Source organism: Paenibacillus lentimorbus NRRL B-30488 (genome assembly GCF_000411595.1).
Taxonomy (GTDB): domain Bacteria; phylum Bacillota; class Bacilli; order Bacillales; family Bacillaceae; genus Bacillus; species Bacillus velezensis.
Window position 1 is genome coordinate 59,663 of sequence record NZ_ANAT01000018.1, and the last position, 20,391, is coordinate 80,053.

At 43.8% G+C, this 20,391-nt stretch carries 23 protein-coding genes, 1 tRNA gene, 4 pseudogenes and 1 riboswitch; of the genes and pseudogenes, 14 read left to right on the forward strand and 14 right to left on the reverse strand.

Annotated features, from left to right (window positions below; genetic code table 11):
* Window positions 1–104 precede the first annotated feature (104 nt).
* The 4 genes from D368_RS10270 to D368_RS20125 all read right to left on the reverse strand — a co-directional run bounded on the left by D368_RS10270 (window position 105) and on the right by D368_RS20125 (window position 2,490).
* Window positions 105–575 (reverse strand): nucleotidyltransferase family protein, encoded by a 471-nt coding sequence (locus tag D368_RS10270; RefSeq protein WP_017417559.1) that lies wholly within the window; start codon window positions 573–575, stop codon window positions 105–107.
* 67 nt (window positions 576–642) lie between these two features.
* Window positions 643–975, reverse strand: a complete 333-nt coding sequence (locus tag D368_RS10275) for an HIT domain-containing protein (RefSeq protein WP_014417482.1) — start codon at window positions 973–975, stop codon at window positions 643–645.
* Between the two features lie 340 nt (window positions 976–1,315).
* Window positions 1,316–2,059, reverse strand: coding sequence for an alpha/beta fold hydrolase (locus D368_RS10280; RefSeq protein ID WP_101562908.1), 744 nt, complete (start codon window positions 2,057–2,059; stop codon window positions 1,316–1,318).
* 257 nt (window positions 2,060–2,316) lie between these two features.
* On the reverse strand, window positions 2,317–2,490 hold the full coding sequence (locus D368_RS20125) for a hypothetical protein (RefSeq protein WP_022553538.1): 174 nt from the start codon (window positions 2,488–2,490) through the stop codon (window positions 2,317–2,319).
* Window positions 2,491–2,975: 485 nt separating this feature from the next.
* Between D368_RS20125 and D368_RS10290 the strand changes: the two are divergent.
* Both D368_RS10290 and D368_RS10295 read left to right on the forward strand, forming a co-directional pair.
* Window positions 2,976–4,843 (forward strand): annotated as a pseudogene (locus tag D368_RS10290) (T7SS effector LXG polymorphic toxin).
* 6 nt (window positions 4,844–4,849) lie between these two features.
* Window positions 4,850–5,152: a contact-dependent growth inhibition system immunity protein gene (locus D368_RS10295; RefSeq protein ID WP_061862081.1), complete on the forward strand. Its 303-nt coding sequence runs from the start codon at window positions 4,850–4,852 to the stop codon at window positions 5,150–5,152.
* Between the two features lie 507 nt (window positions 5,153–5,659).
* Here D368_RS10295 and D368_RS10300 read toward each other — a convergent pair.
* From D368_RS10300 to D368_RS10315, 4 genes and pseudogenes are all read right to left on the reverse strand, one after another.
* Window positions 5,660–5,774: pseudogene (locus D368_RS10300) on the reverse strand (N-acetylmuramoyl-L-alanine amidase); the annotation flags it as partial.
* Window positions 5,775–6,103: 329 nt separating this feature from the next.
* Window positions 6,104–6,176 (reverse strand) — tRNA-Val (locus D368_RS10305).
* A gap of 137 nt (window positions 6,177–6,313) precedes the next feature.
* Window positions 6,314–7,489: a cystathionine beta-lyase gene (gene metC / locus D368_RS10310; RefSeq protein ID WP_101562906.1), complete on the reverse strand. Its 1,176-nt coding sequence runs from the start codon at window positions 7,487–7,489 to the stop codon at window positions 6,314–6,316.
* Complete coding sequence (locus tag D368_RS10315; RefSeq protein ID WP_052585709.1) at window positions 7,482–8,603, reverse strand: methionine biosynthesis PLP-dependent protein; 1,122 nt, start codon at window positions 8,601–8,603, stop codon at window positions 7,482–7,484. Before D368_RS10315 ends, metC begins: the two co-directional genes overlap by 8 nt.
* 68 nt (window positions 8,604–8,671) lie before the next feature.
* Window positions 8,672–8,797: riboswitch (SAM riboswitch) on the reverse strand.
* A 174-nt stretch (window positions 8,798–8,971) separates the two neighbouring features.
* Here D368_RS10315 and D368_RS10320 point away from each other — a divergent pair.
* From D368_RS10320 to D368_RS10345, 6 genes and pseudogenes are all read left to right on the forward strand, one after another.
* A complete protein-coding gene (locus D368_RS10320) occupies window positions 8,972–9,694 on the forward strand; it encodes an esterase family protein (protein WP_060675072.1) in 723 nt (240 codons plus the stop codon).
* A 25-nt stretch (window positions 9,695–9,719) separates the two neighbouring features.
* Entirely contained in the window at window positions 9,720–10,235 is a 516-nt protein-coding gene (locus tag D368_RS10325) for a YjcG family protein (RefSeq protein WP_003154969.1), read from the forward strand.
* A gap of 4 nt (window positions 10,236–10,239) precedes the next feature.
* On the forward strand, window positions 10,240–10,662 hold the full coding sequence (locus tag D368_RS10330) for a GNAT family N-acetyltransferase (RefSeq protein WP_071391987.1): 423 nt from the start codon (window positions 10,240–10,242) through the stop codon (window positions 10,660–10,662).
* A gap of 169 nt (window positions 10,663–10,831) precedes the next feature.
* On the forward strand, window positions 10,832–11,065 hold the full coding sequence (locus D368_RS10335; protein WP_003154973.1) for an AbrB/MazE/SpoVT family DNA-binding domain-containing protein: 234 nt from the start codon (window positions 10,832–10,834) through the stop codon (window positions 11,063–11,065).
* Window positions 11,066–11,802 (forward strand): annotated as a pseudogene (locus D368_RS10340) (ABC transporter ATP-binding protein).
* Window positions 11,795–12,517, forward strand: coding sequence for an ABC transporter permease (locus D368_RS10345; protein WP_031378512.1), 723 nt, complete (start codon window positions 11,795–11,797; stop codon window positions 12,515–12,517). The pseudogene D368_RS10340 and the gene D368_RS10345 overlap by 8 nt, the downstream one beginning before the upstream one ends.
* A gap of 40 nt (window positions 12,518–12,557) precedes the next feature.
* Here the strand turns inward: D368_RS10345 and bla are convergent, their stop codons facing one another.
* Window positions 12,558–13,307, reverse strand: coding sequence for a subclass B1 metallo-beta-lactamase (gene bla / locus D368_RS10350; protein ID WP_128574777.1), 750 nt, complete (start codon window positions 13,305–13,307; stop codon window positions 12,558–12,560).
* A gap of 68 nt (window positions 13,308–13,375) precedes the next feature.
* Entirely contained in the window at window positions 13,376–13,630 is a 255-nt protein-coding gene (locus tag D368_RS10355) for a hypothetical protein (protein WP_070081642.1), read from the reverse strand.
* Between the two features lie 120 nt (window positions 13,631–13,750).
* Between D368_RS10355 and D368_RS10360 the strand changes: the two are divergent.
* A pseudogene (locus D368_RS10360) lies at window positions 13,751–16,037 on the forward strand (ATP-dependent helicase).
* A 68-nt stretch (window positions 16,038–16,105) separates the two neighbouring features.
* Here the strand turns inward: D368_RS10360 and spoVIF are convergent.
* The 4 genes from spoVIF to D368_RS10380 all read right to left on the reverse strand — a co-directional run bounded on the left by spoVIF (window position 16,106) and on the right by D368_RS10380 (window position 17,613).
* Complete coding sequence (spoVIF, locus tag D368_RS10365) at window positions 16,106–16,360, reverse strand: sporulation-specific transcription regulator SpoVIF (protein ID WP_003154986.1); 255 nt, start codon at window positions 16,358–16,360, stop codon at window positions 16,106–16,108.
* Window positions 16,361–16,526: 166 nt separating this feature from the next.
* Entirely contained in the window at window positions 16,527–16,685 is a 159-nt protein-coding gene (locus tag D368_RS10370; protein WP_070081640.1) for a YjcZ family sporulation protein, read from the reverse strand.
* Between the two features lie 91 nt (window positions 16,686–16,776).
* Complete coding sequence (locus D368_RS10375) at window positions 16,777–16,974, reverse strand: hypothetical protein (protein WP_128574778.1); 198 nt, start codon at window positions 16,972–16,974, stop codon at window positions 16,777–16,779.
* A 282-nt stretch (window positions 16,975–17,256) separates the two neighbouring features.
* Window positions 17,257–17,613 (reverse strand): DUF1360 domain-containing protein, encoded by a 357-nt coding sequence (locus tag D368_RS10380; RefSeq protein ID WP_015388440.1) that lies wholly within the window; start codon window positions 17,611–17,613, stop codon window positions 17,257–17,259.
* Window positions 17,614–17,782: 169 nt separating this feature from the next.
* On the opposite strand from D368_RS10380, the gene D368_RS10385 reads away from it, so the two are divergent.
* From D368_RS10385 to cotZ, 5 genes are all read left to right on the forward strand, one after another.
* Window positions 17,783–18,169 carry a spore coat protein gene (locus D368_RS10385; protein ID WP_003154992.1) on the forward strand — a complete coding sequence of 129 codons (387 nt, stop codon included), beginning with the start codon at window positions 17,783–17,785 and terminating at the stop codon, window positions 18,167–18,169.
* A gap of 39 nt (window positions 18,170–18,208) precedes the next feature.
* Window positions 18,209–18,523 carry a hypothetical protein gene (locus D368_RS10390; RefSeq protein WP_031378507.1) on the forward strand — a complete coding sequence of 105 codons (315 nt, stop codon included), beginning with the start codon at window positions 18,209–18,211 and terminating at the stop codon, window positions 18,521–18,523.
* Window positions 18,524–18,615: 92 nt separating this feature from the next.
* Window positions 18,616–19,116, forward strand: coding sequence for a spore coat protein CotX (cotX, locus tag D368_RS10395; RefSeq protein ID WP_015417225.1), 501 nt, complete (start codon window positions 18,616–18,618; stop codon window positions 19,114–19,116).
* Window positions 19,117–19,266: 150 nt separating this feature from the next.
* Complete coding sequence (gene cotY, locus D368_RS10400; protein ID WP_007409090.1) at window positions 19,267–19,749, forward strand: spore coat protein CotY; 483 nt, start codon at window positions 19,267–19,269, stop codon at window positions 19,747–19,749.
* A gap of 148 nt (window positions 19,750–19,897) precedes the next feature.
* The gene (gene cotZ / locus D368_RS10405) at window positions 19,898–20,341 is read left to right on the forward strand and encodes a spore coat protein CotZ (RefSeq protein ID WP_015417224.1); all 444 of its coding nucleotides are present in this window, start codon (window positions 19,898–19,900) and stop codon (window positions 20,339–20,341) included.
* Window positions 20,342–20,391: the final 50 nt, after the last annotated feature.

Genomic DNA, 20,391 nt, shown 5'->3' on the forward strand with positions numbered 1-20,391 from the left:
TGAGTATGCGGCCGATATTTCTTTATTGAACTCCAAACGAAGAGATGTAAAAATGGATTGAAGAGGTGATGGTTTTGCCGCCATGTTAATGTACAAATATTTAATTAATACTGTATCAGTTTATTCAATATGTTAATTTTACTTTGATCTTTATTACTCTTCTTTGTTCTTCTATACCCATCTAATAAAGACATATTATAAACCTTGAGGTAATCATCAATAGTCAGCAAATGATATTTGGCTCCGTCATCTTCAAAAACCCCTAGGTTATGATAGTCTACATCTGCAAATGGTTTTAAATCCTCAATGTAAGCAATGCCTATTTTAGTATTAGTTTTCCTAAATTCATGCTCATGTAAATCAACCAATTTATATCCTTGCAGTTCCATAATTTTTTTAAGTTTTTCCCACTGTTCCTCTAAAAATATTAAAGGAATAAGGATGTCAATATCTTCTGGTGAAAAGTTCAACCCAGTTACCTTTTCAAGACCTAAAGAGCCATATAATAATGGAGTAATGTCTAACTCTTTATTAAGAGTTTTAGCTATATTTATAAATTCATTATACAATTTCATTTTATATCCTCAATTTTTGGCTATTTAGAATCAACTGCTCCTTGGAGTCCACTTTAAAAGGATTCTTTTATCTCAATGGATCTCCTGAAGCTATATGCCAATGCAGATGCTTTGAATCCTGATAATCTCCTAAGTTTGTAAGCACCCTGCAAGAACCACTTTCTTTTGTCACCTTCGCCGCAACCTTTTTAATCACACCCAGCAACTCGAGTAAAAGTTCATTGTCGTCTTCTTCCAAAGTGATTAAAGAAGAGATATGTTTTTTAGGAATAGCAACAATATGCACCGGCCAAAAAGGTCTTGTATGATGATACGCCAATACATTCTCGGTTTCTAAAACTTTATTTACTTTTGTTTTTCCGCTTAATACTTCATCGCAATAAAAATCTTCTGTCATCATTAATCCCCCCCTTACTTTTTAGCGTTGATCTTCATAGTCAATATACAAATTCACTCAATGCTCTGCTTTATTTTTCACCTTTATCATTAAAATAAGAGAACCACAATAAACTTATGAACCCAGCAGCTCCTATAATTGTAGATATAATGTAAGTCCAATTAAGTAAATCCATAAGCTTTCTCCTCTAAGAAATAATTTCGATACGTCTAAATATATCGCTTTATAGAATTTTCCATTCCGTGCAATCCAGCACTTTTGATACGGTGTTTAAGGATTGCTACCTATTCTAACCAATACAAGACTGCCCTCATCTACTGCTTTTAGAGTTTTTAAACTAAACTTATTCATGTATCTCTTTCAATGTATCTTTAATAATGTCAACAATAATCTGGGGTTGATCAACATGTAGACCGTGGGATGCATTCTTCAAAACAATATGTTTGCTATTTGTTGATAAACGCAGAAAGTCTCTTTGAAATAGATTCCACGCAGCGAAGGATTCAGTTGTATGATAAGACTGTAAACCAGCGCTGACAACTATAAGTGGAATATCTCCTAATGATGTGCATTTTTCTATTTGTTCAAAACTATCTTGAATTTCACTTAAAGAACCTTCTACTGAAAATTGATTAAAGTAAAGAGATCTTGTTTCTTCACTAAATAGTGGTGGCATAATTTTGTTTTGATCTTCATGGCAGGAATCTAAGAGAATAACCGCTGCTACTTCTTCTGGATATGTACAAGCATATAACCTTACATTTGCTCCTCCAAATGAATGCCCTATAAGCATAAATGGTGGATTAATATTCGCATTTTGTAAAAGGGTACGAAGATTTTCAACAGACTGCTTGCTGTCTTTTGGTCTATCGTCTTTTTCACTTTTTCCTAAACCTGCTCTATCGTAGATGAAAAATTGCGCAAATTTTGAAATTTCACCTTTTATAGGGTCCCAAGAAGCAGAAGGGCATCCGTACCCTGATTCAAATATGACTGTAATGTTTTCATTTTGCCTTTCAAAAAATTCGTAATAGAGCTTAATACCACCAATATCTTGCATCTTGCCAGTATTGGTAATTTTATTCATACAAAAACCTCCAGTGTTTAATCATTAGATTTATAGGTTAAAACGGGGCATTCTGTCTCTGATTTTTTTAGTCAAATGCCATCCACCTCATTCCAATAAACTCTTCTTCTCTAAAAACACTATATGCTACCCCAGAAATCGGGACTCTCTATGTAATAATGGGTATTCATCTAATCTGTCATTTTTTAAGATATTAGTTAAGATATTTATCATTGTTCACATCTCTCTTTGTTAGAGTAAAAACGTGTTTATTAAACTTAAACCATCTGAAACACGGCATACAATGCAACTTCAGCTACAAGCAAATAAATCATATATCTAGCATAATTGAATACATCTTCATCAGTATTTTTCTCTTTTTTAAAAGTCCATGCAAATAAACCTAATACAGTTGCCACTAATGCGATTTCTATTATTGTTAATATTGACATACCTTCCTCCTAAAAAGAACAGGGTAAATAGACTTATGTTAATTTTCATTCAATCAAGTCTCTTCAGCTAGGATTTATCTTATAAAAACTTTCCATTTCTTCATCTTCATCACCTTCAATGAGTTCAAAGCTGCCTGGTACATTATACATTATTTTCCGTTAATATATCAATTCCGGTTAATAACTCACCTGCATCTTGAATTACGCCATTTTCATCTTTTACACACTACTATTCATTATCTAAAAATATGTTCCAGCCTTTTTAACCGGCTTAATCTTTCCAATTCACTTAATTCAAACGCTGCCGAGTAATTCCCTGCACTCCGGTTTCTCATCCATAAGCTCTCTTCTCAAATGCTTAATCACATAATTAAAAGGACAAAGAAGTGAGTCAAATGATTCGTTTTACCATTTTAGATAGTACATTGACCTCATTCCTCCATGGTAATATCTTGTTGAAGTATTTCGCATGAAAGGATATGGTCATGAAAGTTTTCGAAGCAACCACCCTCCTGGCCGCCGCCAAACAGCGCGCGGGTGAATACAAAAAACTGCGCGGCCAGATGGTTAATCTGAAAAAAGCGTTTCAAGGCATGGCTGATCTTGGTGACAATGATTTCTCAGGCCGGGGCGCAAATAACATCAAAGCTTTTTTCAAGGACCACGCCGGCGTCACAGACAGCTGGCTTGATCTGATCGATATGAAAATCGCATTTCTCACAAGCCTTCCCGGCAAGGTCGAAGATGCCGGACTTTCCAATTCGCATGTGGAGGAATCATTTCTGGAGCACGAGCTCACCCATGCCCTCAGTAAATCAAAGGCGATTATGGAAGAGCAGAAAAAAGACATGCGCTCCATCCTCGGTGAGATCGAAGACATCATCTCGCTCGAATTGTTTTCAACCGAAAACACGGATCAGAAGCTCTCTTCAGCAGACAAAAAAAGAAGCGAAACAATACATAAGCTCGGCAGACTTGATCACGATCTAATGAATGAATACGCAGAAACCGAAGCGAACGAACAGTTCATCCAAGCTGACTTCCAGCAGCTTCAAAATGCCACGGGCAAAGGAAAAAGCGCCACGCCGCTTCACTACAACGCCAAGGCATACCGAGAAAGCGACATCCATAAGAAGAAAGGAGAGATTGCAAGACATTCAGGTGCTTATTTGACGATTAAAAAGGAAGAAGCGAAAGAGCGGGAAATCAAGGATCTAAAGAAAAAGCTGGCCGATGGTGTCACCGATCCGGATGAGTATTTGGAAATCGCGAAGAAGATCGGCTATGAAAACCTTGAACCCGCTCAGGTGCAACATGTGATGCAGCTTGAACAAGCAAAACAGCTCGAAGAAGTCGGAGAAACAGCTTGGGATATCGTCAAAGGAATAGGCGTCGGCCTTTATGATGTGGGAAAAGACACCATAACAGGCGTCAAAGATCTCGCTGTCGGCGCATGGGATTTTTACCATCTCTCTGATGAACAAAAAGTCGCTAAAACCATATCGGCTGTATTGAACACACCCTCCTACGCAAAAATCATATGGACAAACCTGGCGGATTCATGGAATGATAAAATGGTTAACGGGGATGCGTATTCAAGATCCCATTACATCAGTTACGCCATCGGGAGCATCGTCGGACTAAAAGGTTCCGGCTCAGCTGTAAAAGTATCAAGCAAGCTCGCCAAAACAGGCGCCGCCAAAGTGGATAACGTCTTGGAAGCCGGTGAAAAAGCAGCGGCAAAACATGTAAAAACCGGGATTGAAAAAGGAAAAATTATATCAATTCCGTTTCGAAAAATAAGTACCAACCCGCGCTTGCCGGAATAGCACAGGATATTGAAAATACTCACAATGTGAAGAATACGCCTTTATTGAAAAGTATTATTGAAGATCAGAAAGAGAGTGTGCTCAGTAAATCTGTGACTTCTGACAATAACGGCATACATAGTGTTAAACAAGGAGACAGCAGTCCTCTCGCACCGGGCGGGGGTTTAGCTGCTCATGAAGCAAAAGGCGGACACCTTATAGAAAGACATGTTGGGAAGACTGATGAAGAGTTATTACAGAGGCTACAGATAAACAAGAAGATACGTGCCTCTTCTAGTTTCACTGATAGGCCAACTGCAGAAAGAGTCGCTAATGAAACATTAACTAAACATAAAAAGGAAATTGAAGAGTGGTTAAAAAGTGATGTTAACGATCCATTACCGTTACCTTATAGAGGAACCGAAGTTATAGGTAGAGGAGTTCGTAAAGGTTCAAATGAAGTTAAAGATATGACTAATGCTAGAATAGTATTAAAGAAAAATAAAGATGGTAGCTTTATACTAACAGGCTACCCAACGAGGTGATATATAATGATTGAAATTAAAGTTTCTGATCCTGTATTTAGATTTCTCGGTGGACATTTTCACCAAGATATAGAGTCTCCGGAAAATGCACTTGATGAATATTTAAATGAAGCATCACAAAAACTAAAAGAAAGAGATTTAATAGCACTAACTGAGTTTGTAAATAGTGATTATTCAGAAGAAGACAAGAATGAATTTATAGAGGAAGCAGCGGATGGTATATACTTTCCTGAAGATGATATAACTCCATTAGAATGGCTTAAGCAAGTCACTGAACAAATTAAAAAGCATCTTAAACAACATAGTTAGAAAAAAAGCTCTCTTTTAAGAAGGGCTTCTTTTATTAATTCAATTTCGCTTTCGTTTTTGGTCCGCAAATTCCGTCTGGCTTCAAACCATACATGAGCTGAATCGTACTGAATCGTTCAGCCGCATTTACTGATGTAAGTGAATTTAAATAAATTGCAAAAAAAACCTCCTCATCTTGAGAAGGGCTCTGACTTATACTTCTTTTTCTCTAAATCAGTCCGAAGCAAAAAACTGATGCCGCTCAACTTTTCAATCGAAGTGCTTCAGCGGGTTCTCCAACTATTTGCCCCTATGCTTTTCTTTTGCTTTTTGTTTTCTGATTAATTACTGCATTCGCTGTCTTCGCTCCATATGCTCCATCAATCCCGAAGTTCTTCCGCTTTAATAAAGGGCCGACAGCGCCGTTCGAATCTGTTTTACGCTCTCCCCTCAGGTTTTAATGGGCTTTTGACTTTAAAAAACCGGAAAGCAAGGGGAAGGATGATTTCTTGCCTTAGGATGGAGGGCCCCCTGTATCACTTCTTTATCATCGACGGCAAAATGATATCTAGTCGATTCGCTGCTACCGGTCATATAACTGATTTCATTAGCGGCTGCATGCGTCATTTCCTGTGTTGTGAATAATCTCCAGGTTTCCGCTGTATTTTTCATACAAAACTAAATATTCCGTTTTTCAAATACAAAAAAACAGCAGGATTAACCAGCTGCTGATCGTTATCACTTTAGCCGTTCAGTGATACGGAATTTCTGGATTTCTCTGTATTGACAGGTTTCGGCAAAGACCGCCGCCTTAAAGGCGATGTTCACCTCCCTTGAAGTATACAGCGAATGTACTTCAAAATCGGCCCAAAAAAGCAGTTTCGTCCCCAATTCGTCCCCAACTCGATGAATGATGACAAAATTAATAATTAAGCAAAGTAAAAAACCCTTGCTACGCAAGGGTTTTGGCTATGATTCCGACTGGGCTCGAACCAGCGACCTCTACCCTGTCAAGGTAGCGCTCTCCCAGCTGAGCTACGGAATCATGATATGTATGTGTTGCTGGGTATGTTGTTGTCTCTCTGACATTTATAATTATATATCCTGATTTCTCATTCGTCAACACTTTTTTTATCTAAAATAAAAAAGGGCGCGTCGCAAAATTGACGGCGCCCTTTTCGTTTATGATCTCACTTGGGCGGGGGTTATTTTTTTCAATGCCTGTTCGAAGTCGCGTTCTAAATCTTCGGCGTTTTCGACTCCAACGCTCAGGCGCAGAAGGCCGTCTGTGATGCCGCGTTTCTCCCTCTCTGCTTTCGGCATGGCGGCATGCGACATGGCTGCAGGGTATGAGAGAATGGATTCAACGGCGCCGAGGCTGACGGCAAATACCGGAAGCGATACGTTTTCGACCAGCTTTTTGACGGCTTCTTTGCTTTCCAATTCAAAGGACAGGACGGCGCCCGCTCCGCTCGCTTGACGTTTATGGGTATCGGCTCCCGGGTGTCCGGCAAGGCCGGGATAGTAAACGTTTTTGACGGCGGGATGCCCGTTAAAATAGGCAGACAGCCGCTCAGCCGTCCGGCTCGCTTTTTCCAGTCTGACCTGCAATGTTTTTAAGCCTCTCAATACGAGCCAGCAGTCCTGAACGCCGAGCACCGCTCCAAACGAGTTTTGCAGCTTATACAGCTGATTGCCGAGCTCTTCATCTTTTACGGCAGCAAGGCCTGACAGCACGTCACTGTGGCCGCTTAAAAATTTCGTCGCACTGTGAAGCACGATATCTACACCGAGATCAAGCGGACGCTGCAGAGCAGGCGTCATGAATGTATTGTCAAGGTATGTCAGACAGCCGTGATCCTTTGCCAGTTTGACGACGCCCTTAATATCCGTGATGCCGAGCGTCGGGTTTGACGGTGTTTCCATATAAATGGCTTTCGTGTTCGGCCGGATGGCGCGGGCGACCGCTTCTGTGTCCGTCATATCGACAAAGGTATGTTCGATCCCGAAACGGGACAGAACCTCAGTCACCATGCGGAATGTTCCGCCGTACACATCCTCCGTGACGAGGACATGGTCGCCTTGGGATAAGAGCAGAAACGCCGTCGAAATCGCCGCCATTCCCGAGCTGAAAGCAAAGCCTCTCGTTCCGCCTTCAAGACCTGCGATCGTTTCTTCAAGCGCTGTTCTTGTCGGTGTGCCTGAGCGGCTGTAGTCATATGTCCCGAATTCTTCAAATGAAGACTGATGGAATGTGGAAGCATGCTGGATCGGGACGCTGACGGCTCCGGTGGCTCCGTCTGTTTTAAATGGATTGTGCACGAGCTGGGTTTCCAGCGTCCAATTGTGATTACTCATATGACACGGCCCCCTCTTTTACTTGCTGTAATGCCTGCTTTACATCCCGCTTCAAATCTTCTGCATGTTCAATGCCCACTGAAAATCTCAGCAGACGGTTGCAGACGCCGTTTGCGATACGGATGTCTTCCGGAATGTCCATGTGCGTCTGCGTCGCGGGGTATGTAATAAAGCTTTCCACCCCGCCGAGACTTTCTGCGAAACAGATCGTTTTCAGCGCCTTTAAAAACGGATTGACCCATTCCTCTTTTTGCAGCCGGAAAGACAGCATCCCGCCTTTTCCGGGATATAACACGTCGGCGATTTCTTCTTCCTGTTCTAAAAATTCTGCAAGTTCACGGGCGTTTTCTTCATGACGGCGCATTCTGAGTCCGAGTGTTTTCATCCCTCTCATTAAAAGCCACGAATCAAACGGCGGGAGAACGGCGCCGATCGCATTTTGGTGATTAAACATGATGTCGCCGAGCTCTTCATCCTTAACGACAGCCAGACCGGCAAGGAGATCATTGTGCCCGGCTAAATATTTTGTGGCGCTGTGAATGACGATGTCCGCTCCCAGTTCAAGCGGGCGCTGGAGCACCGGAGTATAAAACGTATTATCCACAATTAAAAGCAGGCCGGCTTCTTTCGTAATCCGGGCGATTTTTTCAATGTCCGCCTCCTGCATTAACGGGTTTGTCGGCGTTTCAACAAATACCGCTTTCGTGTTTTCCGTTATTTTGGAGCGTAAACAGTCTTCATCGCTGAAATCATCATAAATAAAGCTTAAGCCGTATTTTCTCCATTCGTTTTCAAACAAACGGTACGTGCCTCCGTATAAATCGGAGGATACAATCAATTCATCCCCGCTTTTAAATAAAGCCATAATGGTTTGAATGGCTGCCATTCCCGAGCTGAAAGCAAATCCTCTCGCACCGTTTTCCAACACGGCGATGGCGTCTTCGACGAGCTGGCGTGTCGGGTTTTTCGTGCGCACGTAATCAAAACCTGTAGATTCTCCTATTCCTCTATGGCGGTAAGCGGTGGACAGATAAATCGGCGGACTGACCGTTCCCGTTGCTTCTTCGCTTCTATTTCCGATTTGGGCTAATTTTGTTTCAACATGCTGCGTCATCAGTAAGCACCATCCTTTTCAAAAATAAAAAAGCTCCCTCTTCATAAGAAGAAGGAGCTTTTCTCTTCCTCTTATCTTCCAAGCATGTGAATCGCTTGCTGGATTTAGCACCTTGGCACTTTGCCTTCCCGCGGCAAAGCAAACCGGTTGCTGAGGTTTCAAAGGGCCAGTCCCTCCACCTCTCGTGATAAGAATATTGTTTTGTATTTTCTGATTGTTCTATATTAACGCACTATAAAATGGATTTCAACAACTTTTTATTTATCTGAACTCTCGCAAGAAGTGCATCTGAAGAAAGAAATTTCTAATAATTCATGGTACAATAGGAAAAAACCATCAAGACAAGAAGCGGCCTGGAGGAATGCGAAGTGGCATCAAAAAACGGAATCATTCATGAGAAAACACTTTTCTCCCATGAGCTTGAAGAGGAAATGACCGTTTTGGTCTACCTGCCCGCCACCTTCTCCCCCCTGTATAAATATCATACGGTCATCGCTCAGGACGGCCATGATTATTTCAGATTAGGGAGAATCGGGCGTCAGGCGGAAGAGCTTATGTCAAAAGGGGAAATTGACCGCTGCATCATTATCGGCGTCCCTTATAAAAATGTGCGGGAGCGAAGAAACACATACCATCCAGAAGGCTCTAAGTTCGCCTCATATAAGCGGTTTATCGCCAATGAGCTCGTTCCTTTTATCGACAAAGAATACCCGACTTATCAAGTCGGATACGGCCGCACCATGATCGGGGATTCCCTCGGCGGAACCGTTTCGCTCATGACGGCGATTGACTATCCGAATATGTTTGGAAACGTCATCATGCAGTCTCCGTATGTTGACGGGCACGTGCTGGATGCCGTCCGGCAGTCGGAGGATCTCAAACAGATTTCCGTTTATCATCAAATCGGAGAAAAAGAAACCGCCGTCCACACGACGGACGGTCAGGTTCTTGATTTCACCGCGCCGAACGAAGAGCTCAAACAGCTGCTGGAAAGCAAACAGTCCGAATACACGTATGAAACCTTCGACGGGGATCATAAATGGACCTATTGGCAGCCGCTCATCACGCCGGCGCTGAAAAAAATGCTGTAACCATTCATTTAAGGAGGGAACTTTCATGAAATACGGTATTGTTTTATTTCCATCAAAAAAATTACAGGATCTCGCCAATTCGTACCGGAAACGCTACGATCCGAGCTACGCGCTCATTCCGCCGCATCTGACGGTAAGAGATCCGTTTGAAGCGACAGAACAGGAAATCGAGCAGGTCGTATCACAGCTGAGACAGACGGCGAAAGAGTCGCATCCGCTCGTTCTGAAAATCACAAAATACAGCTCGTTTTCTCCTGTGAATAATGTGATATATATGAAAGCAGAGCCGACGGAGGAATTAAAATCTCTGAGTGAGAAATGCTACTCAGGAGCATTATCCGGCGAGCCGGAATACAGCTTCGTTCCGCATGTCACGGTCGGCCAGAAGCTGTCGTCAGATGAACATTCCGACGTACTCGGACAGCTGAAAATGCAGGACATTTCCCACGAAGAAGTCATCGACCGTTTTCACCTGCTCTATCAGCTGGATAACGGCTCATGGACTGTGTACGAAACATTTTTATTAGGCGGAGGAGAATAACTGCTTGGAATCCATCATCGTAAAAACTGAAAAACAGCTGAATGACGCTTTTTTCGTCAGAAAAGAGGTCTTTGTGAAAGAACAGCACGTTCCGGAAGAAGAAGAGATTGATCAATTCGAAGACACGTCAGAGCATATAGTCATTTATGACGGAGGCCAGCCGGTCGGAGCCGGCAGATGGCGCTTGAAAGACGGGCATGGAAAATTAGAGCGCATCTGCGTAATGAAAAGCCATCGTTCTTTAGGCGTCGGGGCCATCCTGATGCAGGCGCTTGAAAAAGCGGCTGCAGCCAAGGGTGCCGGCAGCTTTATCTTACATGCGCAGACGCAGGCGGTTCCGTTTTACGAAAAACAAGGATACCGCGTCACTTCCGGCGAAGAATTTCTCGATGCGGGCATCCCCCATCTGGAAATGATAAAGGAATAAAAACAATAAAATCAAAAGCACTCCTGTTGATATGGCAGGAGTGCTTTTTTTATGAAAATCATACTATTTCATGAATTTTATTGCATTTTATGGAAGGTTAATGTATGTTTAGTATACGAAGTATTACAATTCACACAAAAAATACAATTCATATTTCGGAGGGATAAACATGACAGCACCAAAAGGAAAACACATATTCGGGACTGTTAAAGTGGGCACAAAAGGACAGATTGTCATTCCTAAAGAAGCAAGAGATGTTTTCGATATAAATCCGGGGGATTCACTGCTTATGCTTGGGGATGACCAGCAAGGTATCGCACTTGTTAAACAAGAACTCTTTTTCGAGTTTGCAAAAGATATTTTAAACGCTAAGCAAATCGACGCAGATAGCGAGGATGAGTAAATGCACGCGATTGAGCTGAAGCAATTAACGAAACATTATAAAGAAACCGCCGCCGTTGACCGTCTTGAGTTCTCAGTTGAGAAAGGGGAATTTTTCGCTTTACTCGGTGAGAACGGAGCCGGAAAAACGACATTAATCAATATGCTTTGCGGACTCCTTTCTCCGGATGAGGGTGATGCATCAGTGCTTGGACACAGTATTTTGACTGATCTGGATAAAATAAAACCGAAATTGAATATGTCCCCGCAGGAAACAGCCATCGCTCCTCATCTAACCGTACGGGAAAACTTAGAGTTTATAGCCGGAGTCTACGGAATTCCGAAAAAAGAAGCAAAAAAAGAACAGATGAGATGCTTGAATTGTTTCAATTAAAAGAGAAAGAAAGAGCAAAAACCAAAACCTTATCAGGAGGAATGCAGCGCCGTCTCAGCATCGCAATGGGAATGATTACAAAACCGGATATTTATTTCTTAGATGAGCCGACATTAGGGCTGGACGTCCGTTCACGCCGCGAGTTGTGGAAAAATCTTGAGACATTAAAGGGAGACATGACGATTATTTTAACAACACACTATTTAGAGGAGGCTGAAGCCCTGGCAGACCGTATTTGCATTTTAGAAAATGGGACTTTAAAAGCACTGGGCACGGCGGAGGATCTGAAAAAACAAACACATTCAGCCACATTTGAAGATGCCTTTTTAGCGATTTGTGACGGAGAGGCGGGTCTTTATGCTTGATTTCGCCATTCGCAACCGCAAAGAGATTTTTCGTGATCCCTTATCTATCATCCTTGGAATCGCACTGCCTGTTATTCTATTGTTTCTGTTTACGGCGATTGAAAAAAATGCGCCGCTTGATACCTTTAAAATTCAGCACTTAGCACCCGGACTCATTGTTTTCGGTTTCGCTTTCCTTACGATGTTCTCTGCATTGCTGATCGCAAAAGACAAACAGACCGCCCTTTTGACCCGTTTGTTTGCTTCCCCTTTAAAAACAGCCGATTATGTTATCGGTTACGCAATGCCGATGCTGCCGTTAGCCATTTTACAAATCGTCATTTGTTTTATCGCAGCTGCTGCTGCCGGTTTATCCGCCGAGTGGATGAATCTTCTCGCAGGTATCGCTGTCTTGCTGCCGATTGCGATGATGTCCGTTTTCTTCGGTTTATGTTTAGGGGCTGTGTTTACGGACAAACAAATTTCAGGTATCGGAACGATTTATATTACACTCGTGCAATTTCTGGGCGGAGCTTGGATGGAGGTGAGCCTGCTCGGTGACACATTCAAACATATCGCTTATGCCTTACCGTTTGTTCACTCGATCGAGCTGGCCCAGGAAGTCATATCCGGAGATTACTCTTCCTTTCATCAGCATATTTGGCCGATAGCGGGATATACCGTTTTGGCGCTTGCACTTGCTTTCCTCAGTTTTATAAAAATCAGGAAGAGATAAAAAAAGCCGGCACTCCGTAATGGGAGCGCCGGTCTTCTTTTTACCTTTCTTTCAGAAGGCTTATCGTATGCGGCAGCAGACGGTCATCCCCCGGACTGCCATGGCCCGGAACGACAATGCTGATGTCCTGATATCTTTTCATGACTTTGCGGACGGCGCGCGGCCACTGATCCGGATAAAAGCCCGGAGTTGGCACGATTTCCTTTGTTTCTAAAGCCTTGATTAAACAACCGCCGAATAAGAGCTTATCCTCAGGCAGCCAGACGGTCATATTGTCTTCCGTATGCCCTTTTCCCGGATAAAACGTTTCAATTTTCATATCGCCAAACTGCAGCTTTGTCACGTTTTTCAAATCTCCGAGCGGCCGGTGATATCCCTGCTGCCGGGCGAAGTCGGCGGTCAGCTTCGTGCTGTGCACCTTTACACCGTATTTGTACAGTGTGTTCAGCCCGCCGATGCGATCGTCATGGGCGTGTGTCACAATGGCATCGGTCATCCTTTTGCCGGGAAACCGCTGTTTTATTTCTGTCATTAATTGCTCTGTGAGACTGTCATTCCACGGAGTATCAATCAGTACGATTCCTTTGGAAGTTTCAAGAAGCAATCCGTTCGCAGGGACGGGACTTCCGTCTGCCGTACCGATGCTTGTATGCATCCAGACATGCGGCGCCAGCTGTGTAAGAGTGACATCTTTTGCTGCGGAGCTCTCCGCCGCGTGTGCCGGTTTCATTCCGGCAGTAAAGAGGCCGAATAGAAATAACCCCGCAATTAATAATGAAAGCTTTCTCAAATTGAATCATTCCTTTCCGCATCTTTCATCTATACGGCTCAAAAAAACCCGGACATTTCCGGGCTTTTTCACACGTATTGATTTATCAACCGGCCTTTTCCCATGATTTGCGGCAGACGGGAAAGAGAGCGCTTACGTTTTTCTTCATGCACTTTCTTTGCTGCGGCTGCGGTGTTTTCCTGGCGGCGCTCCACCTCTCTGTACACCCTGTCATTGGCGAGGGCGGCCGCTTTCGTAATACCGGCGTAATCAGGCTTATAACCTGCTGCCCGGTTTGCGTATTGAGAATACTGCTGGTTTTGAATCCGTCCTGCATAAATCATATGTACCCCTCCCCTTCGCTTTTCATTTCCCTTAATCTTACTTTTTGAAACGCGGTTCTTTTGTTATGATATTCTTTGTCTATCAAATGAATGAACACCTTTTAATGGGAGGACCCCTTTTTGAAATGCGCCCGACTGAATAACCGAACGATACATTTACATACATATTCTAGAGAACATTACCAATTCCTTTTTGAAGAAGCTCAGAAAGGAAATATTTTTTGCGCACATTGTGACCAGCCTGTCTTAATGCGGCTTTCGATTTTAGAGCAGCCGGCATTTTATCATCGGCAAAAGGGAGACTTCATCGCCTGTGAAAAAGCATGCGCGGCCGAGGAACCACAAGCGGAGAAAGAAAAAGAAGAGTATAAGGAAGCAGGCATGTTCCGCCTGCCGAAAGGAAAAGCGATTTCAGAGAATCCGAAACCGATCGTCTCAGAATGGAAAAGCCCGAAAAAAAGTGCCTGCGACCGAACCGTTTTCACCAACATCCGAGGCAGCTGATACATCTTTATTCCCCGGCATCGGCCTGAATCGCGAACAGATGACGGCAGTTACTGAAACGGACGGCCCCCTGTTGGTGCTCGCCGGAGCGGGAAGCGGAAAAACAAGGGTGCTGACAGCCCGCGCCGCCCATATGATTGAACACCTCGGCATTTCACCTGAGAATATGCTGCTTGTGACCTTTACGACAAAAGCCGTCGCCGAAATGAAAGAGCGGATGGCGAATGAGTACGGGCTGGCAGCCGGAAAAGTCTCCCGTCTCGTGACCGGAACATTCCACAGTTTTTTCTATAAAATACTCTATCATTATGATTCTTCAAAATGGAACGGCAGCCAGCTTTTAAAAATGGAGTGGCAAAAAGAGCAATATGTGAAAAAGGCGCTTTATGAAGAAAATTTGGATGAAAAAGAGTTTCCCGTCGACCAGGCGCTACAGCTTATCGGCTGCTGGAAAAACACGTATCTCCCCCATGAGACCATTCCGCTTGCGGACGACTGGGAGAAAAAAGTGTACCGGCTCTACGAACGTTACGAACGGCAGAAGCGGGAAAAACGGCAATTTGATTTTGATGACATGGCCCAAGGCTGTTATGAACTGTTTCAAAGCCGGCCTGATATTCTCGCGCAGTACCAAAACAGATTTTCTCATATTTTGATTGATGAGTTTCAAGATATTAATCCTGTCCAGTACAACATTATGCAAATGATCGCAAGCCCGGAGAATAACCTGTGCTGCGTGGGTGATGACGACCAATCCATTTATGCGTTCCGCGGCAGCAGCCCGTCTTTCATTCTTGATTTTCAAAAGGATTATCCGGCAGCAAAGACCATTTACTTAACGGCAAATTACCGCTCGCCGCATCCGATCGTCTCAAGCGCTCATGCCGTCGTAAAGAAAAATAAAAAACGGTATGAAAAAATACTTTCTGCCGTCAAAGACGGCGTTCACAATCCCGTGATATTTTATCCTTACGATGAAGAAGAAGAGGCGACCATGATCGTTTCGGATATGAAAGAGAAAATTCAAAACGGGGCGAGTCCTGACGATTTTGCCGTGCTTTACCGGACAAACAGCGCCGGACGGGCCATTTATGAAAGACTTCACCAATCATCGATTCCTTATCATGCCGACCGTGGCGTGCAGACGTTCTACAGCCGCAGAATCGTACGCCAGATCCTCGCCTACTTATATGCGAGTCAGAATGAAGATGATACGGATGCGGTGAAAGACCTGCTGCCCGCCTTATTTTTAAAGCAATCCGCCCTGCAAACGTTAAAGGCGCTGTCAATCACGGAAGATTGCACGATGATTAAGGCACTGACGAAACTGCCTGACCTGAAGCCTTTTCAAATAGGGAAGATCAAGCAGATCGTTCCGTTTTTCGCAAGCATCCGGACAATGAAGCCGGTTGAAGCCATCACCTTTGCAGAAAGCAAAATGGGTTTTTCCGAGTATTTAAAAAAACGGGGCAATGAGGGAAACAAACTGGAAAAAGGCTCTGATGATCTCAGGGATGTCAAAGTGGCCGCCAAAAAATTCAAAACCATTCCCGATTTTCTTGCGCATGTCGATCATATGCGCGCCGCTGAGAATCAGAAAACCGATGAAAACGGCGTCGAACTGCTGACCATTCACCGCTCTAAAGGTCTTGAATTCAATACGGTCTATATTTTAGGCGCGGCTGACGGCTCGATCCCCCATGACTTCGCGCTTGAGACGGCGAGACAGGGCGATCCCGCTCCGCTCGAAGAAGAAAGACGGCTCCTGTATGTCGCAATGACAAGGGCCATGCAGCATTTATATGTATCTTGTCCCGCGTACAGGCGGGGAAAAACAGCGCGCAGCTCAAGATTTCTCGAGCCCCTTCTCCGGACGGACAGACGGAGCGCACTCAGGATATAAAGAACCCGGCAGATCACTGCCGGGTTTTTCTCACATAAAAAGGCCTTTTTAGCAAGGCCGGCTGACGCCTATTTATTGTTCAACATTTTAGAAATGGTGCCAAAATCAAGTTTCTCTTTACCGCTTGTAATCGATTGAACGATTTTGTCTTCCAATTCTTTCGGAACACGCTTGTTAGCCAGCTGGGACACCTTCTGAATGACGCCTCTCACCGTGTTTTCATCTTTGAAATTGGCATTTTGCAATGATCCTGCAAGGTTCATGACATCCTTCATGCTGACGCCTGTTTTCTTCTCAATATTTTTGAAAAATTGATTATCCATGGTGTGCCTCCTTTTGTGGAGTAATACGATATTGTATGAATAAAGAGCGGAACATGTGCCCGTAAGACAAGGAAAAAATTCAGAGTGCCCCGTCTCTATACTCCTTCATACATCAGGGAAGCACGGGACTGAACGGTCCCGCGCTTATCCAAAGTCTTGCTAAGGTTTAGCCAAAAAAGGATGCACCGACAATGATCAGAAGGATGAACAATACGACAACAAGAACAAATGTTGAGCCGTAGCCGCCTCCGACATAGCCGCCTCCGTATCCGCCGCAGCCGCCGTAACCGTAGCCGCCGCCGAATCCGCCATATCCGAATCCCATATCTAAGCACCTCCTTTACTCTCTATACTCTATGTGAGCCGACTTGTTTGGCTTGGATAAATGCATAGGGCCGGTGCGGATTTCATTCATTTTATTGAGAATGCTCATTTTTCTTCAGTTTCGCTTCTGTTTCGGCGGCAAACACATCTATCCATTCCTCAAAGCGCGATCCCGCTTCATCAAACTCAGACAGCTGTTTTTCAATAGATAAGATATAGTTGTCATGCTCCTGCTGATTTTGATTGTGCCGGCGGTATTTACCGTTTATGAATGATTCAAATATATTCATAACATCCCCTCCTCCTATGATCTATGCCGGACAGAGGCCGGCGTTCGGCAAAAAACAAAAAACCGGAAGCTCCGGTTTTTTAAAAACGGCTATTTCGGTTTTTCTTTTGGCCGCAGCCGCAGCCTTTTTTCTTAATTTTTTTTCGTAAGGCTGATGCACAGTTGATTTGTATGGAGAGTGTTGGGAAGGTTTGCTTGATTGATTCATGGTGATCCTTCCTTTCCTTATGTCATATATGCCAGTTTATGCCGAAAGTGACGGTAAGTTGCTGGTGGAACCGCCTTATTCCTGCAGAAGACGAGAAACCGCAGCTTCAATGATCCCGGCCGCGCCGGCTATGGCTAACAGCAAAATCAGCCATTGCGCGGCCTCGGGGATCACAATCTGCGCCGCAATTAAAAAGGCGGCGCACCATACGCCCGTACACCAGTAGCAGCTGAGAAGTTCACCGATAAATGCCCTGATGCCTTTTCCTTTTATGACAATGTAGGTTTCTGTCGTGCCGTCGGGTGCGGTTTCTGTTTTTTCCTCGTGAAAAAGGCTCCGAAGCGGCGCCATAATGGTGTCAAATACGAAAAGCCTGGCCAGCCGGAAAACGGCAAACGATAACAGAATAAATGAAAGCCAATTGATAACCACCTGTTCACTCCTTTTCAAAACTTGACCTCTTTATACATATGCGAAAACCCTGATCTTCATGAATCGCACCTTGTCCGGTAAAAAATAGGTGCGGTTTAGTTGTTTTTCTTATTCCGCTCGGCGTTTCATTTGCATTATATAGAGTATGAATGAGAAAGGAGTGAAGGTTATGTCGTTTGAAGAAAAAGTCGAAACACTGCAACCGCAAATATACGAACAATTATCCAACGAATTCGAGCAGACGATCGAAGTGATTGATTGCGAAAATGTCACAATAGATACAACACATATAACGGCCGCTCTTTCTATACAAGCCTCAGTTACTACGGCGATTATCCTCGCGACACAGCTCGCGATCGCAGATGAAGACACAGCCGACCAAATCGCAACCGAACTGCTGATCCTGGATGATTGCCAAATAAAAAAGAGGACCGTCATTCAAGTCCTGAACAGCCGCAATATTAAAATCACACTGACAGCAGACGATATCATGGCCTTTGTACAAATTTTGTTTCAATTATTAAATATACTTTTTGCTGAACTAGACATCCTTTAACTCTTTCTTTTCAAAATTTTAAAATTGAGGTGAGAACAAATGGCAGATAACGAAAAATTCAAAGAAGAACTCGCAAATCTACCAGAAGTGGACCCGCTTTTAAAAGTGCTTGTCAGCAATGTCTTCAAAAAACACGGCGTGACAAAGGATAAAATGCGGGAAATACCTGATGAAGAAAAAGAAATGCTGATCGCATTAGTCAAAGACATGCAGGCGAAAACAGAAGCTTTTCTTGAAAGCCAGAAACAGAAAAAAGAGCAGGAAAAAGCGCAAGAACAGCAGACAAATCCGCAAACCCGCAGAGAACAATTAATCGAACAGCTCCGGCAAAGACGCCAAAATCCCGGTCAATAACTAAAAAATAGTGATTTTTATCAGGATAGATGCCTGAGTCAAAGTAAGGGGCCGGCTCATTTAATAATAGTAAAAGAAAAGGAGGAATAGATATGGAAAGCAGACCATACTCTTGGGTTGCACTTGATCCTGAATGCGAACATCCGCGAGAAGAAAAAGAGGAAAAAGAAGGAAGAAGATGCAGTGTTTGCTGTAACGGAAATGGATTCGGCGAAGATAATGCCTTCATCGACCAAGACCTGGCACAGGCGAATCTCAACAAACAAGTTTCTGAAGAAGCGATTATTATCAGAGACTCTTGTGATATTAACGTGACATCGACAGATATTCAGGCAGTCACTTCAGTCATGACAGCTCTTAATGCAGCAGTCGTAACAGCCACTCTCACTTCAATCGCTGACGGAGTCATCGCTGAATTGGTCGCACAAGACTTATTGCAGCTAACAGCTAACAAACAAATCAACCGTCAAAAACTGCTCATCGAAAACTCCCGCGGCGTAAACGTGACAACAGTAGATGCCGATATCGCAACATTGATTTCTACAGCAACAAATACACTGGTTGCCATCTTAGTCATCACCCTCGTCCTCTAAAAAGAAAAAGCAGAGCTAAAAATGCTCTGCTTTTTCTTATTTTCTCCGCATATGATGAATATATAGACGTTCACCCACACCAAGTGAGGCTCGCGTACATATGTTGTTAAAGACAAAAGTCAAATACCCTAAAAGAAGGAGCTGAAATCCATGAGCTGCGGAAAACACCATGGCCGAGATGAAAGTTGTGTATGCGATGCAGTCGAGAAGATTTTAGCAGAACAAGAGGCTGTTGAAGAACAATGCCCGACTGGATGCTATACGAATCTTTTGAGCCCGACGATTGCAGGTAAAGACACCATTCCGTTTCTCGTATTTGATAAAAAAGGCGGATTGTTCTCCACATTCGGGAACGTCGGAGGATTTGCGGATGACAGCCAGTGCTTTGAGTCCATTTTCTTTCGTGTAGAAAGACTATGCGATTGCTGCGCGACGCTTTCAGTATTGCGCCCCGTAGATGTGCACGGCGACACCCTCAGCGTCTGCCATCCTTGTGATCCTGATTTCTTCGGTTTAGAAAAAACAGAATTTTGCATTGAAGTTGATCTGAGCTGCTTCAGCGCCATTCAGTGCCTTTCACCCGAGCTTGTTAACCGGCCTGCGCCGCACAAAGAGAAAAAGCATCACGGATAGTCATTGATTCGCATCTTTCCTAAAGAAGAATCCCCTTCCAACCTTCTATTACAGATGCAATCATCAGCCCGCCCGGACTTCCGGGCGGCTGACTCTCCGATATCGTTTAAACCGGTACCATTTAAAACGTGAAGTCAGGAGGGATATTATGAGCAAGCATACAACATACTGTGTGCGTGAAGCGGTAGAAAATATTGAAGACCTGCAAAATGCGGTTGAAGAAGATTGCCCGACAGGCTGTTATTCTAAACTTTTATCTCCGGCTTATACATTAGGCGATACAGTGCCGTTCGCCATCTTCACCTCAAAATCGAAACCGTTCACCGCATTCGGAAACGTCGGCGAGCTGGATAACGGTCCGTGCTTTAATACCGTTTTTTTCAGAGTTGAAAGGGTCTGTGACGGCTGTGCCACATTAAGCCTGCTTATTGCTTTTGACGAGCATAAGCACATTCTTGATTTTACAGATAAAGACTCTCTCTGCGATGTATTCCGTTTAGAAAAAACGAACTATTGCGTTGAAGTCGATCTCCATAGCTTCTGCGCCATTAATTGCCTGAACCCGAGACTGATCAACCGCACACATTCTTAAATCAAAAAGCATAAAAATAAGCTGCCGGATGAAAGAATTCAGGCAGCTTT